The sequence below is a fragment of the Rhodococcus sp. USK13 genome (assembly GCF_018343855.1).
Classification (GTDB): domain Bacteria; phylum Actinomycetota; class Actinomycetes; order Mycobacteriales; family Mycobacteriaceae; genus Rhodococcus_F; species Rhodococcus_F oxybenzonivorans.
The window spans coordinates 1,987,219-2,004,454 of record NZ_CP069242.1; the positions used below are offsets into that span (position 1 = coordinate 1,987,219).

Sequence of the window (17,236 nt, forward strand, 5' to 3'; positions counted from 1 at the left end):
CCACCTGGGCCGCCACCAACCTCGGCAACACCACAGCCGTCGATACTGCAGGTCAGCAACGTGTCGACCCCTCGTCGTAACCTGTTTCCCACGCGACGGACAGGAAAGAGACATGGCTCAGACGACGGCGAACCCCACAACGGTGGCCGAGGTGTTGGCCGAGCTGGCAGAGCTCGCGGACCCGAGGGTCCGCGAGGTGAACGTCAAGCACGGTGACGACCACGGCGTGAACCTCGGCAAACTGCGCGCACTTGCCAAGCGGCTGAAGACCCAGCAGGAACTCGCCCGCGAGCTCTGGGACACCGATGACAGCGCGGCGAGACTGCTGGCGATCCTGATCTGCCGCCCGAAGGCGTTCGAGCGTGACGAATTGAATGCCATGCTGCGACAGGCGCGCACACCCAAGGTGCACGACTGGCTCGTCAACTACGTCGTGAAGAAGAACCCGCACGCCGAGGAGCTACGCCTGGCCTGGTTCGCCGATCCGGATCCGGTGGTCGCGAGTGCCGGCTGGGCGCTGACCACCGATCGCGTGGCGAAGAAACCCGAGGGCCTCGACCTCACAGGACTGCTCGACATCATCGAAGCGCAGATGAAGGATGCCCCGGATCGCCTGCAGTGGGCGATGAATTCCTGCTTGGCGCAAATCGGAATCGAGCACGCCGAGCACCGAGCACGCGCCATCGACATCGGCGAGCGGCTGCGCGTGCTCGAGGATTACCCGACGCCCCCGAACTGCACCTCACCGTTCGCGCCGGTCTGGATCACCGAGATGGTGAACCGACAACAGAACAAGTAAGCCGACGAGCAATGACGACATGAAGATTCGCGAAGCAGAACCGGTTGGCTGATGGGCGACCGCTGATCGGGAATCCTGGTTCCGGCTGATCCGGCGGCGCGCTTACCGTGACCGCAGGAACGCGCCGACCGACCAGGAGACCACACCATGGCAGTTCGACCCACCCTGCATCCCGAAGTTGCAGCGATGCTCGCCACCCTCGATGCAGGGTTTCCGGACATCACGGCCGTGCCGCCCACGGAACTGCGTGAGTTGATCCGCGATCGGCGCGCACCCTTGCAGCACCTACCGGACATGCGTGAGGTCACCGATCTCACGATCGAGACTGCCGACGGCAACCTCGCGCTACGAATTTTCCGGCCGCATTGCGACGATCCGGAACTGCCTGTGGTGGTGTTCGCCCACGGTGGCGGATTCGTTTTTTGCGACCTCGACAGCCACGACGAACTGTGCCGCTCCATGGCGCAAGGTGCAGGCGTGGTCGTGGTGTCGGTCGACTACCGATTGGCCCCCGAGTACGCCGGCCCGGCCGCGCACGACGACGTCTACGCTGCCCTGGAGTGGACCTCGAAGAACGCCGCCGAGTACGGCGGCGACCCCACCCGGATCGCACTGGCGGGCGACAGCGCCGGAGGTAACCTCGCCGCGACGGTCGCGATTGCGGCCCGCGACCGGGGCGGCCCGGCCGTCGCCGCGCAGGTGCTGCTGTATCCGGTGATCGACGACGACTTCGACACCGAGTCGTACCGCCTCTACGGGACCGGGTACTACAACACCACCGAGGCGATGAAGTGGTACTGGCAGCAGTATGCGCCGAACGGGACCGAGGATGTGCGTCTCGTTCCCACCCGGGCGGAGACACTGGCCGGTCTGCCGCCGGCGGTGGTGATTACCGCCGAACTCGATCCGCCGTGCTCATCGGGTGATGCGTACGCGGCGCGCCTCACCGCGGACGGTGTCCTAGTCCGGCATCACCGGTTCGACGGACTGTTCCACGGATTCCTGACCTTCCCTTCGCTCTCGCTCACCGCGCCGGCACGCGAACAGATCTGGGAAATGATGCGCGACGTACTCGATAACGCATAGCACCCGCGCTACCTGTGGTGCGGTCGGCTGGCCACCGGTCCGGCCGCACCACAGCGCTTTTCGGGGGAGCTACCGGTCGGGGATGACGAGGTCGTAGAGTTCACAGAAGGTATGGCACACCCGGTCTCGGACGATGATGTCGGTGCATTCGGGGTCGAACCACCGGTCCACGACGCTCCAGTGGATCGGATGATTCAGGTATTGCCCCATCACGGCACCGTGGTTGGTGAACTCCTGCTCGAACACGTGAGTCCACCGCTGCGGACCGAGGGCCGCGTCGACTCTGCTGAGCTGCCACGCCGTGATCGATGAAATATGGTCGGGCATGCGGAGTAGTTCCCGCTCGAACCGTTGGACGACGGAGTCCGGTGTACCCGACTCCACACGGAGCAGCAGTGCGCGGTACAGGCGGCTCGAATGCTGTCCGGGCCCCCGACCGCCGAGTCCGGGGGCGTACTCGACCCCGTCGACTCGGTCGGCAATCGGCTGCGAAAGTGCGGAGTCGATGTCGTCCGCGCGTTTCCGCCAGGCGGCGGTGTCGGCGAGCTGCAGGTGCACGATCAGGTCGCCGCCGTTGATGACCCCGGGCAAAGTCGGGGCGATGAGTAACCGTTTCACGCCGGCGGCAAGGATGGCCTGACGCGCATTGTTCGCGTACTCGTCCCGCGCAGTGGCATCGGCTGCCTCGGTGAAGTGGACGACCCTCGTGACGTTATACATCGCACACACCGTCGACGTCCTCGGCCGCTGCCGCCATGGAACGGGTTCGGTCGAGGATCATCGGGTCCATCCGCGACCACCACCGGCCGAGATCCGGGTCGGGGCGGCCCCGCCGGGTCATGTCCCACCAGGCGTCGACCCCGTCGACCACCCACGTGATCGTGATGGTGTTGGGCTCGTCCGCCCACCAGATCGGGGGGCTGACGAGAATTCGATCCAGGGTCATTCCGCGTGTCCGTCCCCCCGGTACGTACTCGGTGACGTACGCGTCGACGAACTCCCGGGCACGTCCGGGTTTTGTGACCACACGATCGACCACGTATACCTTCTCGCCTACCATGGCCTGAACGTAACGGCACTCGAGTCGCTGGAGCAGAGGATCTCCCTCTTGGCGGGAGAGGTGCGGCTCCGGTGAGACGGGCGCGAACGTCATCGAGGACCTCGACGGACGGTTGCGACACGCTGGTCAGATCCGATTCCGTTTCATACCTCCACTCATGGAGCAATCAGTGTCGCGAAATAGGACACGAGTCACCTCATCCGTACTTCTACCCTTTTCGAGTGTGCAGTTCATGCGCATATTCGGAGCCGTTTCATTCCCCCGTTTGAGGAGCAACCATGGCCTTGTTCGCTGTGATCTGGTCGTATACCACCGATGCGTCGGTCAAAGAGGCTGCGCATGCCGAACATCTGATTTTCGTCAAGGATGCCGCTGCCCGAGGCTTGCTGCAGGAGGCAGGCGCCTGGGTCGACGGCGCCGGAGCCTTACTGGTATTCAAAGCGGACAGCGAAGACGCCTTGCGTTCTCTGCTTGCGGAGGATCCTTACGTCAAGCAGGGCGTCGTCGTAGGAGAGCGCATCTACCAATGGAATCCAGTAATAGGCCCTCTCGTCGGCGTCTAACGGCGATTGCGGCACACCTCAGTCCCTAGTGGCTCGCTGTTGAAGCTACTTGGTGGTTTGCCGCGGTAAGTACTTGGTCGGCGGTGTTGGTTCAGACGAACTTGCTGCGGTTCTCTTATTCTGAACCTCACCTCCGCCAGGTGCCTTCCTAGCGATTTGCGTGGCCCGGCAACCTTGCCGGTGGTGATAAGGGAATAAAGTCTTCTTTTCCTATGAAATTGCATTAGTTCCAGCCACAGTCGCGGCTGCCAACTCACGTGCCCTTCTCGCTGAACAATGGCGTCGGCGATCGGGAGTGACGGTCATACCTGCTCTCGAGCGCTGGGTTTCGAAGTCCTTGAAGGCAAGTCAAATTGGCTCGCATCTGCCCGGAGCGCGATTCGGCCATTCACCGAAATCACTGGGGAACTCAGCGATTGCTCGAGCTACTCGATCGGCCGGGCTTTGTCGCGCATCTTCCCGCCACATGCATTCGAAAATTGCCTATATACGTAAAATATTCCTCTATTGTGTTTTGGGAGGCCGGGTGTCATGCTTGTCCTACAGCGTGTTCCAAGTCACTCGAGTGGTCATTGCTGAATCGTTTTGTGAGGTGTCCGAGGGCTTTTGGCAGCCACTGGGTATCGCCGCAAAAGAGTGGTTCCCCAATCACTTCGACTACCGCCGCTCGACTGCACTGAGACCGGAAAGTCCGATATCGACCCGCCCGCGGTCACAGTACGCACTACAAGATTGCCGAGAAGATCTCATACCGGCACACCTGCCGCTTTGCGCGTGCGGGTGATGAGACACAACACCTCCGCGCCGAGGGGCGATTCCAACCACCTCTGCGCCTACACAGATCGGGGAACAAAGATGTCCGTGAACTTGGACAGCCCAACGTCGCCGTCATCGATCGCTGACGGGACAACGCTGTATATCGCAGGTCGATGGAGCACCGCCACCGACACTTTCGAGCGTGTAGATCCTTCCGATCTCCGCCGTGTGACGGGAATCTACGCTTCAGCGACTCCCAGTAATGTCGAGGCTGCGTACGCGGCCGCAGGCGGTGCTCAACCAGCGTGGTGCGAGACGACAGCAATTGAGCGGTCGAACTATCTCCGTTCTGCCGCTGATCTTTTGGAAAGTCGCGTTCACGAAGCTGCCCTCACTATCACCGCAGACATGGGGAAGGCGATCCGTGACGCACGCGCCGAGGTCCTGCGCAGTGTCGCCATCCTCCGCTACTACGCCGGTGAGATACTGCAACCCAGTGGAGAGACATACCCCAGTGCCGACTCACGCACGATGCTGATGACGGTAGAGGAGCCGCTCGGCGTCGTCTGTGTAGTCACACCGTGGAACTTCCCTTTCGCGCTTCCGGCGTGGAAGATCGCGGCGGCAATAGGTTTCGGGAACGCGGTTGTGTGGAAGCCCGCCGAACCGGCCTGCGGATCCGCAGTGTTCCTGACGAGGATTCTCGCAGAAGCCGGGTTGCCCGCGGGGGTCGTGAATCTGGTGACAGGCAGTGGTAGAAAGCTCTCGGCGGCACTCACCGGGAATCCGCGACTCGCAGCCTTGACCTTCACCGGTTCGGGTGCAGTCGGGTCGCGACTCCGTCAGGCCGTCGCCGATCGCAACATCAAGGTCCAGCTGGAGCTGGGCGGCAAGAACCCGTCCATTGTTCTCGCCGACGCCGATGTCGAGGATGCAGCGCTACAGATCGTGAAGAGCGCGATGCTCCACACGGGACAGCGCTGCACCGCGACGAGCCGGGTTTACGTCGACCGCGCCGTCGCTCCCAGACTACGAGAATTGCTGGTGAAGCACGCTGACGCGCTCGTCGTCGGTAATCCGTACGACGCGGCCACCGATATCGGCCCACTGGCCTCGGTGGAGCAACGTGACACGGTGGCCGGCTACCTGCAACTCGCCCGCGACGAGAACGTCCAGTTTCTCACGAGGCGGGAGTTCGATTCCGACACTTGCTATATCGCACCCACCATCCTGACGGGAGTGTCGGAGAAGAGCAGGCTCGTCCGGGAGGAGATCTTCGGACCGGTCGTGACCGTGCAGGAAGTCGATGGTTTCGACGATGCGCTGAAGGCCGCGAACGACACGGACTACGGACTGTCCTCCGGAGTGTTCACCAGAGACATCGCGACCGCGATGACCTTCATCCGGCGCACACAATCGGGGTTGGTGCACATCAATCGCGAAACCAGCAGTGTCGAGCCACATGTGCCGTTCGGTGGGCTCAAGAGCTCGAGCAGCATGAGCAGAGAACAGGGGAAGGCTGCACGTACCTTCTTCACAACCACCAAGACCGCGTATGTCCGCTGGACCTAGAAGCCACGCCGGACGGGATTCCCATAAGCCAGCTCAACACAGTCTGCGACACACAGCCCAATCAGCAAAATCCAGCATCAAACCCCAAGCAACACTCGGTAACAAGAGGAGACAACAATGAGCACTACCGCACCAGCCGTGACCGAAGTACTTGACGTGCTCGTCGTAGGAGCAGGATTCGCCGGATTGTACCAGCTCGAGAATCTGCGGAGTCGAGGGTACTCGGTGAAAGTAGTCGAGGCGGGTGAGGACCTGGGCGGAATCTGGCACTGGAACCGCTACCCGGGTGCCCGAGTAGACAGCGAAGGTCCCATCTACCAGTTCACGCGCCCCGACCTATGGGATGACTTCGGGTTCTCCGAGCTCTACCCCGGAGGTGACGAACTGCGCCGCTACTTCAAGTACGTCGATGCGAAGCTCGACCTGAGCAAGGACATCTACTACAACACCCGGGTCGCGTCCGCCGAGTTCGACGAGACCGCGAACAAGTGGACCGTGACCGCGGAAAACGGAAACCTTTTCGTCTGCCAGTACTTCGTTCTGTGCACCGGATTCGCAGCAAAGCCGATCTTCCCGAATCTCCCGGGAATGGACAGCTTCGCAGGGATCAACCACCACACCGGTCTGTGGCCCGAAGGCGGAATCGATTTCGCAGGAAAGCGAGTCGCCATCATCGGTACCGGCGCCAGCGGCGTGCAGGTCGCTCAGGAGGCGTCGAAGGAAGCCGCACAGCTGACCATTTTCCAGCGCACCCCCGTTCAGGCGCTCCCGATGCGTCAGCGTCGGCTCTCCGACGAGGACAACTCGAAAATCAGGTCCGATCTGGCGGACCGATTCAGTCGTCGTCCGGCGTCATTCTCCGGCTTCGACTTCGACTTCATTCCCAAGTCAGCCCTCGAGGTGAGCGACGAAGAGCGAACCGCCACCTATGAGCGACTGTGGGAGCACGGTTTCGAGTTCTGGCTCGGAACGTACCAAGACGTCTTCGTCGACGATGCCGCAAATGACACGGCCTACGAGTTCTGGCGTGACCGGACGCGTGCCCGGATCAAGGACCCGGTGATCGCCGAGAAGCTGGCGCCGATGAAGAAGGCGTACCCCTTCGGCGTGAAGCGCCCCTCGCTCGAGCAGACCTACTACGACATCTTCAACCAGGACAACGTGCGTCTCGTCGATCTGCACGAGGACCCGATCGAGACGATCACGCCCACCGGGCTGAAGACCGCTTCGGAAGAGCACGAGTTCGACATCATCGTTTATGCAACCGGCTTCGATGCCGTCACCGGTGGCCTGACCGCCATCGACATTCGCGGCACCGACGGTACGTTGCTCCGGGACAAGTGGTCGAACGGCGTGCAGGCAAACCTCGGGGTCGCGACGGCAGGATTCCCCAACCTGCTGTTCCTCTACGGACCACTCAGCCCGTCGGGCTTCTGCAACGGGCCCAGCTGCGCCGAGATCCAAGGTGACCTCGTCATCAACACCATCGACTACATGCGGGACAACGGATTGAGCCGTATCGAATCCGAGGCGGATGCGGATGCTGCCTGGTCCGATCACGTCGCCGAGCTGACGGCCGAGGCGCTCTACGACAGAGCCGACTCCTGGTACATGGGTGCCAACGTCCCGGGTAAGCCGCGGCAGTTGCTGAACTACCCCGGTGGTCTTCCCCTCTACCTGGCCAAGTGGGACGAGACCGTGTGTGCGGGATACAAGGGCTTCGCGCTTTCCTGAACAGTCAATCTCCCTCCCTCGAGTAGTGATGAAAGTGAGCAACACATGTCCGTGAGCAAAGAATCCCTGTTCCTCAACGACCTGTACGCGTCGTGGCTTACCCGGTCCGAAGGAATGGACCTCGCCAGTCAGCGAGATATGTTCGAAGAGTGGCATCTTCCGACCATCGAGCCTACCGACGTCACCTATGAGGAAGTGACAGCCAACGGTGTGCCGGCAATGTGGGCCAAGCCTCTGGGGGCCGCAGAAGACCGCGTGATCGTCTTTACCCACGGTGGCGGCTTCGCGACGGGTTCACGCTTCTCACACCGCAAGCTTGCAGCACACCTGGCTAAATTGGCGGGTGTTCGCGCCCTGATCGTGGACTTCCGGCTCGCGCCGGAGCACAAGCACCCAGCCCAACTCGAAGATTGCATGGCCGTCCACAAGTGGCTCCGCACGCAGGGTTACAAGGCGGAGTACACGGCGACCGTCGGCGACTCGGCGGGCGCCAATCTCGCGATCTCGACAACGTTCGAGCTCGCGGGTCTGGACCTTCCCACTCCTGCCGCCGTCGTCGCGCTTTCACCATGGCTCGATATGGAGATCAAGGGGATGACGGTCGAATCGAACGACGCGGTCGACGTTTTGGCGAAGAGGGCGGTTCTGGAAACGATGCGGGGAATGTTTCTCTCCGAACCCGCAGATGCAACGGACCCGCGGGCGAACCCACTGCTCAGCGACTACACCGACTTCCCTCCGGTATATGTATCGGTCGGAGGCTATGAGACGCTACTGGATGACTCACGTCGGTTGGCCGAATTGATCGAGAAGGTGAGCGGCGAGGTGGTGCTCGACGTGGTCGATGAGCAACAGCACGTATTCCACTTCAATGCGGGTCGGGCACCCGAGGCGGACCAAGCGCTGAGCCGGATCGCCCAGTGGCTGCGTCCCAAGTTGGGCCTCGCCTGAACCTCAAATGCGCAGCATGCGTGTGAAGGCGAAGGTTCTCGGCGACAAGGGGTGAAGGTGTTCGCGGCGGCGGCCTAGACCGATCTACACCGGTCTAGGCCGCCGCCGAGTTCGTGCCGGTCGGGCACCAGGCGAAGGATCGATCGCAGTGAAGACAGGGGAAGTACACTCATGGATCGTCCAGTCCTCTTTCTAGGCGACGGGTTCATCGAGACAGCCGCAAACTGCCCTGCCATCGGTGCGAGATGCGACCTCGCCCCAGGTGCGACCTCCGTTGCCGGTGAAAGGGAGCTTCGTGAAGTGGAAATCATCCCGGGTGACGGTGGCACGCGGCTGCTCGACGAAGCGCGCGCTCCTGGCCGGGTGGCAGCGATACGCCTCACTCGGTACGGATGGCCACGAGGCTCTTGCGCGAGGGACAGCACCAGCCTCGACAGGCTGCGCGAAATACCCGCTGCCCTGCAGGCGCTGGTTCAGCAGATGACCGATCACACGGGGGGAGTCAACACCGTCAGGGAGAAGCGAACGGCCGCCTCCACTGACGAGTGACGTGCCCGAGAAACGAAGAACTCCGTGGAAGTGAATTGACGCTTCCACGGAGTTCTTTCTTCTCCTAGTCGTGGGCGGATCCGAATTCCGAGCGCCACGCCAGGGTGGGATCGGTAGATTCCTGCAGCTCGTCCACGCGGGTTTTGCCGATCGCGCCGTGTACCTGGTTGCCATGATGGACGACGACCGATGCCATATGGCCGGCGCACGACCGGGCGACGGCAATCAGGAGTTCGAGGACGTCACTCGGCTTTAAACTGGCCCAAGGGCATCCGAATTGCACTTCTTCGGTGGTGTGCGTGACGAAGAGAGCGAGGATGCGGTCGAGGGCAGTACACACCTGCGGCGCTCAGGTGAGAGCGCCTCGCAGGAAAAGGTGGCGGATCAGCGAGTCCGACCGCTCGAGTCGGGATCGATGTGGGTACATCAGCGCATCACGCGTGTGCCGTCGACGATCCGCAAGGCGGTGTCAGCTGGACACTCGGCAATTCCTGCCTGCCGTCTCGTCCAGCCCGTATTATGAGAACTGGCCGTCACGAACGTTATACGACCGCAAACGCAGTGAACGGCAGAGACATACTCGAGCCCTACCAGCCCTGGCGTGGCCTGGTCGATGCCCCGTGGGCGCTGCTGCGCGAGGGTACCGTTCAGGAAGAGGTCCCCTGAGGCGACGTCGCCCTGACGACGGATGTATCGGCCAGCGCATGGATGCGATCGGCGGAGTAACCGAGATCTTCGAGGATGGTGAAGGTGTCCTCGCCGAGCAGGGGAGCGTGCCGGCTGAACGAGATCGGTGTGCGCGACATCGCGAACGGAGTGCGGGTGGCGTAATACTCGCCTTCGGTGGGATGTTCACGCTTGGTGATCAGTTCCTGGTCCAGAACATAGGGGTTCTCGTGCGCGTGGGCGAGATCGAGTAGGTCGGACGCGGGAATTCCGTGTGCCTCACACAAGGTCAGCCATTCCTGGGTGGTTCGGCACGGGACGGCCTCTCGGATCGCTGAGAGAAGTTCGCCCATGTGAGTGTGGCGGTCGTTCACCGAGGCGTAGCGGGGGTTGTTCACCAGGTCGCCGCGCCCGGCGACGGTGAAGAAGTCGTTCCAGTTCTTCGCCGAGTACGGCATGATGCAAATCCAGCCGTCGGCTGTTTGGTGTGGAACTCGTTCCGGTGTGAGCACGCGCGCCCATCCGAAGTTCCCTTCGGCCGGGGCGAAGGTGTGGCCACCGAAGTGTTCGACGAGGTTGAAACCGATCATTGCGTCGACCATCGGCACGTCGACCTCCTGGCCGAGGCCGGTTTGGTTCTTCTCCATCGCGGCGGCGAGGACGGCGATGACGATGTAGAGACCGACGACCTTGTCGGCGATGACGTATGGGGCATAACGCGGTTCACCGTCGATGAGTTCCGTGAGTTTCGCGGCGCCTGACGCTGCTTGCACGATGTCGTCATAGGCGGGATAGTCCCGAAAAGCGGTCTCGGAGCCGTATGCCTGTGCGGTGCAGAGGATCAGTCCCGGATTGTTCTCCGAGAGCCGCTCATAGGTGATGCCCAACTTCTGCCGGGAGCGTGGCCGTAGATTTGTCACCAGCACATCGGCATTGCGCACCAGATCGTCGAGGATTTCGCGGCCCTCCTCGGAGGCAAGGTTGATCGCGATGCTGCGCTTGTTGCGCTGGAGGTTGAGTGTCAGAGCGCTCATCCCTTCATGGCGGCGGGAACCGACATCTCGGCTCATGTCACCGTCGAGGCTCTCGACCTTGATGACGTCTGCGCCCATGTCGGCGAGGGTTGCGGTGGCGAAGGGGCCCATGATCACGGTCGTCAGATCGATGACGCGCAGACCATGGAGAGCGCCGGGTGTGAGTTCCACTGAAACCTCTTTCGCTGCACAGGAAGCATTTTTATGACTATGACAGTCGGGGTAGGTTTCCGCAATAAAGGAGTTTATTACAGATATACGTAACATTGCGTTGGGTGGTGACCACTCGGAGGGAATGGAGCCTCTAGGGGCAGTTGCGTACTCGCTCGGCAGTGTTTCAGTCGGCGAACTGCTTGCCGAGGAATTCGACGACGGCGCTGTGTAGTTCAGCGCTGCGCGGAATGGCACCGGTCATCCAGTACACGGCATGGACAAGGCCTTCATACAGTTCGACCTGCACGGGGACGCCTTGGTCGGCCAGCCGCCGGCCGTAGTCCACGCCCTCGTCCCGAGTGACCTCGTATTCGTTGAGTAACAGCAGGGTCGAGGGAAGCCCCGACAGATCCGCAGCCTTGGCCGGGGAGGCATACGGATTCTCAGCGTCTTCCGGGGTGGCCAGGTACTGCTCCCAGAACCAGTCGATCGCCTGCGTGGTGATCAGGTACCCCTCGGCGTTCTCCTCGCGCGACGGGAATCGTGCCGTGCCGTCGATGACCGGGTAGATCAATACCTGAGCGCGTAATGCCGGGCCGCCGGTGTCGCGCGCTCGGAGGGCTGTGACCGCGGCCAGGTTGCCTCCGGCGCTGTCGCCCATGACGGCTACCCGCGTGCTGTCGCCACCGAATTCGGCTGCGTGCTCGATCACCCAGTTCAGTGCGGCGAACGCATCTTCGGGTGCGGCAGGAAACTTGTGCTCGGGTGCCTTCCGGTAACTCGGTGCGGCGACGATAACTTGCGCGTCGGAGGCCAGCGCGCGGCATGGCTGCTCGGTGACGTCGAGGCTGCCGGCGACCCAGCCACCACCGTGGATGTACACCACGACCGGCAGCGGAGTTTCGGACTCCGGGATGTAGAGGCGAATTGCCTGATCGCCACCGGGTCCGGGGTAGACCGTATCGACAACACGCGCGACGTCTGCCTTCGGTGCCTGGAGGCCGCTGAAGGACTCGACGACCTCACGGACTTCAGCAATGCTCATCTGCTCGAACGACTTCAGTCCCTGCTCGTTCAGAGTGTCTATCAAATTCTTGACCGCAGGATCGAGTGCCATGGTGTGTTCTCCTTCGTGTCATGGGCAAGTCTGTTCAGCAGGCAGGTGGCGCCACACTATGGGTGCGTCCGGCGCGGAAAGTGTCCGAAAATGGCACATGCATCCGCCGCGTGGGTGTGTTTCACAATCGGACACGCAGACGCCCTACTGCGGTTCTAGGTTCGTTCGGAGTGATCAACCGACGGCTGGAGTTTCAGCGTCGCCGACAGGGAGGTACGGCAATGAACGCGATTGCAGCGATCGAAGGAAACGGTGACCATCGGGTCTTGGTGTTGCACGGCTGGGCACTGGACAGCAGCGTGTGGCTCACCGCACGCGCCTTGACGGATCAGTCCCGCTTCACCTACGCGTACGTCGACTTTCCGGGATACGGGGTGAACCGTCCCGAGGCACCGGCCGACGGAATCGACGGGATGGCCGCGGTCGCCCTCGGCGCCGCCGATCAGCTCGGGTGGTCGACCTTTTCCGTTCTCGGACATTCGATGGGCGGCACCACAGCTCTTCGGGTGGCGACCCTCGCACCTGAACGCGTGACCTCGGTCGTCGCACTGACGCCCGTCTCCCCGGCGGGTACCCCTCTCGACCAGGCGACCTACGAATCTTTTGCCGCGGCCTGGGCAGATCCGGGTGCAGCCATCCGGGGCGCCTTGGCGCCATACATCGACGAGACAGATTTGAAGAACCTGGTCGACCGCAACCGCTCGACGATGGACCAGGCGACGTGGGAGTCCTACCTGAAGAACTGGACCAGTCCCGACTTCCTCGACCGGATGGGCACGTACGAGGGGCCTACCACCCTGATCGTGGGTGAAAGCGACCCGTTTGTCACGGCCGAATACCTCGGGGACACGTTGGCGGCGTTGAAGAACGGGAATCTGAAGACCGTTCAGGGCAAAGCCGGGCACTACCCCATGGTGGAGAACGCTCGGGAGACGGTGGCGTTGTCGGAGCAATCTCTGTACTGATCTGGCCGGGAACGCAACCCGGGTTCCGACCATGCCACGTTCGAGTCACGAATCCAGGGAGGATTCTCACAATGTTGAATCACGTTGTGACGGTGAGCCGTCCCGTCTCGGTGCGTGACGACACGACCGCGTGGGTGGAGGCGTGGCCGGATGCCCGAATACTTCGCGTGAACGGTCGCGGTCAGGTCCGGCTTGTCGACAGACAACTGATGCTGGAACCGGCCGCCGACCTGTACTCCGAGCCTCCCGCGCGTGCCGTGTTGCTCGGCGTCTGTGGCACGGTCCACGAGTGGGCGGTGCGCGACGAGTTCCCCGATGAGGATTCTTCTGCGGGAACCGCGGTCGAGGTCGGTGACCTGCGCTCACACGGAGCACTCCTCGAGGCTGCCGACACTGACCGGTATGTCACAGCGGTGGCATTGCTGACGTGGCAAGACGATGCCCCCTTCTGCGTCAAGGATGGGGCGCCGGCAACGATCACCTCGGGTGGCTGGATGCGCGTGTGCACGGCGTGTGGTCGGGAGGAATATCCGCGTACCGATCCGGCGATCATTTGTCTGGTGCACGACGGGGCAGACCGAGTACTGCTGGCGCGTCAGGCGAACTGGACGGCGCGGAATTTCTCGACGCTGGCGGGCTTCGTCGAGGCGGGCGAGTCTCTGGAAAGCTGTGTGGCACGGGAAGTTGCGGAGGAGGTCGGTCTCACGGTCTCCGATGTGGTCTACGTCGGAAGTCAGCCCTGGCCCTTCCCGCGCTCCCTCATGCTCGGATTCCATGCGACGGCCGACCCCCGAGACGAGCTCGTCTTCAGGGATGGCGAGATCAGCGAAGCTCTCTGGTGCACCCGCGCGGAGGTACGGGAGGCTCTGGCTGCCGGGGATTGGACGAGCCGGTCGGATGCGCACGTGTTGTTGCCCGGTGCAGCCTCGATTGCGAGGCGCATGCTCGAGGCGTGGGCGCGAGCCGGTGACTGACGCTCTGTCTCGGTCGGCACGGTTCCGTCATCGACTGGCGCTACTGCGGAAGGAACCGGCTTCCGTCGATCCCCAGGGCGCGCATTTTGCGGTAGAGGGTGGAGCGAGCTACTCCCAGGCGTTGCGCAGCCAGTAGTTTGTTGCCGTCGGTTTCGACGAGTGCTTTGAGCAACGCGTCACGCTCCGCCAATTCGAGCGACGTCGAGGCATTTCGGCGGCGTAGATCACCGTCGCGGTATCCGTCGGGCAGATGCTGCACTCCGATGTCGGAGCCCATCGCCCGCAGGAGCGAGGACGCCAGAACCGATTCGAGTTCTCGGACATTTCCCGGCCAATCCCGCGCGACCAGCAGTTGCAGAGCAGCGGGTTGCAGTCGCAGGCCGTTGCGGTCGGGGGAGTGCTTACGTAGTAGGGCGACACTGATGTCAGCGATATCTTCGGACCGAAGTCGCAGTGGATCGATCTCGATGCGGCGCATGAAATGATCGCACAGTCGTCCGGCGGGACCTTGACGGATCGCTTCGCCGGCGGTGGCAATGATCTGAGCGCGATGGTCGACTGCCTCACTGAGGACCGCGCAGACGTTGGGGACCAGTTTTTCCGGCAGGAGATCGAGGTGCCGGATGATAAGGGCGCCGTCGACCTTGTTCCAATTGACCAGTCCGGCAATCCACGCGTCGGGGTCGACAGAGGCGGTAGCAGCGTCGAACACGGTGAAACGGCCGTCGGCATCCTGCATCCGGTGGAGGGCGCTCGCGGCGAAGAACTTGCCGACGCCGGGTTCTCCGGTGACGAGGACAGGCGCGTCGATCGAGGCGAGCCGCTCGAGTTCGGTCTGCAGTCGTTTCGTCGACAAGCTGCGGCCGGGAATCTTGACAGTCTCCGCGCGTTTTTCGACGGAGGAGGCTGATGCCAATTGATGGGCGGACGACTTCTTCGTATCGCGGAGATGCTGCCGCATCTCGATGACGATGCCCGCCGGCGATCGGGAGTCTCCGACTCTACGTGCAGTCGCGGATACCGTGACGTTGTCGGCGAGCCTGACTTCCCCGATGAATTCGTCACGGCCGGCGAGCATTCGGCATGCCCAATCCCAGAGGAGCGCTTGGTCGGACGTGTCGATGATCTGCGCGGCCATCGGAGTGGTCATGATGACATCCTGGTTCAAGGACACCACTGCGGAGGAGCCGCGGCGAGAGGCCTGCAGGAAGGACTGGAGAAGCCGTTGCTCGCGATCGGAGGACTCGGCATAGAGGCGCGACTGAATTTCGCGAACGGCTGATTTCGCCAGGGCGCCCATCAGCGCGTTGGAATCCGACAGGTTGGAGGTGATGTCGAGTATCCCCTCCACGGTGCGAGTGATCGGATGGATGATAGGAACACCGACGCACGCCAGGCTCTGCAGCGCCTCACGGTAGTGCTCGCCACCGCTGACCTGGAACGGTCGTCGCTCCTCCAACGCGGTGCCGATCCCGTTGGTGCCGGTGTCCTCCTCGGCATACCGGAATCCGGGTGCCACGTAGGCGCGGTCCAAACGCGCTCGCAACCCAGCGTTGCCAGCCCTGCGGTCGACAATCTGCGCGGCGGAATCGGCCAGCAGGATGGTCGCGGGGGCGTCCAGCAGGTGGAGGACGAGGTTGTCGATCACGGGATCGGCGGCTCTTCTCAACCGGCTGTCACGATCCACGTCCGGCGTGTAGGGAAGATCGTCATCGCCGGACGAGACGCCGATAACTTCACACCGTCGCCACGACGCTTCGATCTCGGGTCGGAGATTGCTCAACTCTTGATTCTCTCGTGATGGCGCTGATGTCCGGAATCGTTCACGTTCGTTCCATGGCTCGCGACGCGCCTTGTCGATACTCATAACCACCTTACACAACTGGTCAGGGGATTTCCGGAGCTGATTTCCTCCCGGTAAATGTAACTTGGCTCACATCGGTCGCAGTGTCCTGTTTTGCTACAGTCCGCTCGCTGATCAGGTGGCACCTGCAAGTCCCGCACGAGCCAGCCGGTGCAGTCGGAGGCAGTGTGAAGGTGACTGCTGTGCGGCGGAAAGACCGCGCTACTAGTTTCGGGTCGGACCGAGCGGGTACGCGAAGGAGGTGAAGGCGAACGACCACCTGCAGAGAGGGCAACCCGGTTCCACGGGTGAGCGGGCTTCGGTGCTGTTGATCGCGGATCCGGGCAAGCCTGCGGTTCTCGCGGAACGCGTCGCGGAGTACCTGCCGGAGCGCCTCCGGAGCCGTGACCGGCTCGAGCGCCGGTGGACGACGTGCGTGCGAAGCAAGCCCTACCTCTCAGACGAGCAAGCGAATTTCGCAGATGTCATCGACGCGGTCGATCCGTCCTCCGAGGGGGAGGACATCGTCGTGTACCTCACCGATCTGCCGCGCCGCGAGGACACCCTGCCGGTAATAGCCGACGTCAGCGCCGACCACCTGTTTGCGCTCATCTCGGTCGTCGGGGTGGGGGGAGTCGACATCGAGGGCCGCGTCCGCACCGTCACCGAACTCGCGATCGCCCGCATCCTCGGTGAACCGGAACTGACGGCGCCGGGCGCGGCGCGACGGTTCCCGTGTGTGCAGATCGAGGACGGCATCCGGTATTTCGCGCCCTCGGGTCTGCGGCGACTTCGACTGCTGTCGGGGATGGTGCGGGCCAACCGGCCGTGGCGCTTGGTCACCGGACTGTCGAAGGTCCTCGTCGGCGCCTTCGCCACTGGTGCTGTCGCGCTGGCCACCAGCACTATCTGGATGTTCGCCGACACGATGGGTCCGTGGCGTATGAGTGCGGCAACGGTCCTGTCGATCGTAGCGATGATTCTCTGGCTGATCCTCGATCATGAACTCTGGGAGCGGCCTAAGTCACCGGAGGAACGCGACCGCTCGGTGCTGTACAACACCGCAACCGTCGTCACCCTGGTCATCGGCGTGATCGTCCTTCACGTGGCTCTGTTCTGCCTGCTGCTGTTCACCGCGTGTCTCACTCTTCCCCCGGAACTGCTGTCCCGCATTCTGGGGCACGGGGTCAACTTCTCCGATTACCTCACGCTCGCCTGGCTGCTGGCGTCCATCGCCACCATCGGTGGGGCGCTCGGGTCGGGCCTCGAGGACGACGCCGCCGTCACGGAGGCGGCGTACGGGGTCCGGCAGCGGCAACGCGTCGAGGAGACGCGGAGTCGGTCGAACGAAACGGGATGATCGCGGGTTTGCACAGCTCAGCAGACCTGAAACACCGGCCATCGCGACCGGCCG

14 protein-coding genes and 1 pseudogene are annotated in these 17,236 nt (G+C 62.8%); 9 read left to right on the forward strand and 6 right to left on the reverse strand.

The window, feature by feature from the left end:
- Positions 1–112 precede the first annotated feature (112 nt).
- Complete coding sequence (locus tag JQT59_RS11920; RefSeq protein WP_213576313.1) at positions 113–799, forward strand: DNA alkylation repair protein; 687 nt, start codon at positions 113–115, stop codon at positions 797–799.
- Between the two features lie 147 nt (positions 800–946).
- Positions 947–1,885 (forward strand): alpha/beta hydrolase, encoded by a 939-nt coding sequence (locus JQT59_RS11925; RefSeq protein ID WP_213576314.1) that lies wholly within the window; start codon positions 947–949, stop codon positions 1,883–1,885.
- A gap of 69 nt (positions 1,886–1,954) precedes the next feature.
- On the opposite strand, the gene JQT59_RS11930 is transcribed toward JQT59_RS11925, so the two are convergent.
- On the reverse strand, positions 1,955–2,605 hold the full coding sequence (locus tag JQT59_RS11930; RefSeq protein ID WP_213576315.1) for a Dabb family protein: 651 nt from the start codon (positions 2,603–2,605) through the stop codon (positions 1,955–1,957).
- Positions 2,598–2,945 carry a hypothetical protein gene (locus tag JQT59_RS11935; protein WP_213577658.1) on the reverse strand — a complete coding sequence of 116 codons (348 nt, stop codon included), beginning with the start codon at positions 2,943–2,945 and terminating at the stop codon, positions 2,598–2,600. The genes JQT59_RS11930 and JQT59_RS11935 overlap by 8 nt, the downstream gene beginning before the upstream one ends.
- Before the next feature lie 278 nt (positions 2,946–3,223).
- Between JQT59_RS11935 and JQT59_RS11940 the strand changes: the two genes are divergently transcribed.
- The 4 genes from JQT59_RS11940 (at position 3,224) to JQT59_RS11955 (ending at position 8,521) form a co-directional block, all read left to right on the forward strand.
- Positions 3,224–3,508: a YciI family protein gene (locus tag JQT59_RS11940; RefSeq protein WP_213576316.1), complete on the forward strand. Its 285-nt coding sequence runs from the start codon at positions 3,224–3,226 to the stop codon at positions 3,506–3,508.
- An 855-nt stretch (positions 3,509–4,363) separates the two neighbouring features.
- On the forward strand, positions 4,364–5,836 hold the full coding sequence (locus JQT59_RS11945) for an aldehyde dehydrogenase family protein (protein ID WP_213576317.1): 1,473 nt from the start codon (positions 4,364–4,366) through the stop codon (positions 5,834–5,836).
- 117 nt (positions 5,837–5,953) lie between these two features.
- Complete coding sequence (locus tag JQT59_RS11950; protein WP_213576318.1) at positions 5,954–7,570, forward strand: flavin-containing monooxygenase; 1,617 nt, start codon at positions 5,954–5,956, stop codon at positions 7,568–7,570.
- Between the two features lie 45 nt (positions 7,571–7,615).
- On the forward strand, positions 7,616–8,521 hold the full coding sequence (locus tag JQT59_RS11955) for an alpha/beta hydrolase (RefSeq protein ID WP_213576319.1): 906 nt from the start codon (positions 7,616–7,618) through the stop codon (positions 8,519–8,521).
- Between the two features lie 619 nt (positions 8,522–9,140).
- On the opposite strand, the pseudogene JQT59_RS11960 reads toward JQT59_RS11955, so the two are convergent.
- From JQT59_RS11960 to lipP1, 3 genes and pseudogenes are all read right to left on the reverse strand, one after another.
- Positions 9,141–9,467: pseudogene (locus tag JQT59_RS11960) on the reverse strand (acyl-CoA dehydrogenase); the annotation flags it as partial.
- A gap of 250 nt (positions 9,468–9,717) precedes the next feature.
- Positions 9,718–10,941, reverse strand: a complete 1,224-nt coding sequence (locus JQT59_RS11965) for a CaiB/BaiF CoA transferase family protein (protein ID WP_213576321.1) — start codon at positions 10,939–10,941, stop codon at positions 9,718–9,720.
- Between the two features lie 166 nt (positions 10,942–11,107).
- Positions 11,108–12,040 (reverse strand): LipP1 family hormone-sensitive lipase, encoded by a 933-nt coding sequence (lipP1, locus tag JQT59_RS11970; RefSeq protein WP_213576322.1) that lies wholly within the window; start codon positions 12,038–12,040, stop codon positions 11,108–11,110.
- A 221-nt stretch (positions 12,041–12,261) separates the two neighbouring features.
- Here lipP1 and JQT59_RS11975 point away from each other — a divergent pair, with 221 nt between their 5' ends.
- Entirely contained in the window at positions 12,262–13,005 is a 744-nt protein-coding gene (locus JQT59_RS11975; protein WP_213575209.1) for an alpha/beta fold hydrolase, read from the forward strand.
- Between the two features lie 71 nt (positions 13,006–13,076).
- The gene (gene nudC / locus JQT59_RS11980) at positions 13,077–13,979 is read left to right on the forward strand and encodes an NAD(+) diphosphatase (protein WP_213576323.1); all 903 of its coding nucleotides are present in this window, start codon (positions 13,077–13,079) and stop codon (positions 13,977–13,979) included.
- A gap of 40 nt (positions 13,980–14,019) precedes the next feature.
- On the opposite strand, the gene JQT59_RS11985 is transcribed toward nudC, so the two are convergent.
- Positions 14,020–15,762, reverse strand: a complete 1,743-nt coding sequence (locus JQT59_RS11985) for a sigma-54-dependent Fis family transcriptional regulator (RefSeq protein ID WP_249354354.1) — start codon at positions 15,760–15,762, stop codon at positions 14,020–14,022.
- Between the two features lie 322 nt (positions 15,763–16,084).
- On the opposite strand from JQT59_RS11985, the gene JQT59_RS11990 reads away from it, so the two are divergent.
- Complete coding sequence (locus JQT59_RS11990) at positions 16,085–17,182, forward strand: hypothetical protein (protein WP_213576324.1); 1,098 nt, start codon at positions 16,085–16,087, stop codon at positions 17,180–17,182.
- Positions 17,183–17,236: the final 54 nt, after the last annotated feature.

Coding starts and splice junctions, on each gene's coding strand:
- JQT59_RS11935 (WP_213577658.1), bottom strand. CDS start 2,945: ATGGTAGGCGAGAAGGTATACGTGGTCGATCGTGTGGTCACAAAACCC.
- nudC (WP_213576323.1), top strand. CDS start 13,077: ATGTTGAATCACGTTGTGACGGTGAGCCGTCCCGTCTCGGTGCGTGAC.
- JQT59_RS11925 (WP_213576314.1), top strand. CDS start 947: ATGGCAGTTCGACCCACCCTGCATCCCGAAGTTGCAGCGATGCTCGCC.
- lipP1 (WP_213576322.1), bottom strand. CDS start 12,040: ATGGCACTCGATCCTGCGGTCAAGAATTTGATAGACACTCTGAACGAG.
- JQT59_RS11930 (WP_213576315.1), bottom strand. CDS start 2,605: ATGTATAACGTCACGAGGGTCGTCCACTTCACCGAGGCAGCCGATGCC.
- JQT59_RS11940 (WP_213576316.1), top strand. CDS start 3,224: ATGGCCTTGTTCGCTGTGATCTGGTCGTATACCACCGATGCGTCGGTC.
- JQT59_RS11945 (WP_213576317.1), top strand. CDS start 4,364: ATGTCCGTGAACTTGGACAGCCCAACGTCGCCGTCATCGATCGCTGAC.
- JQT59_RS11975 (WP_213575209.1), top strand. CDS start 12,262: ATGAACGCGATTGCAGCGATCGAAGGAAACGGTGACCATCGGGTCTTG.
- JQT59_RS11950 (WP_213576318.1), top strand. CDS start 5,954: ATGAGCACTACCGCACCAGCCGTGACCGAAGTACTTGACGTGCTCGTC.
- JQT59_RS11955 (WP_213576319.1), top strand. CDS start 7,616: ATGTCCGTGAGCAAAGAATCCCTGTTCCTCAACGACCTGTACGCGTCG.
- JQT59_RS11920 (WP_213576313.1), top strand. CDS start 113: ATGGCTCAGACGACGGCGAACCCCACAACGGTGGCCGAGGTGTTGGCC.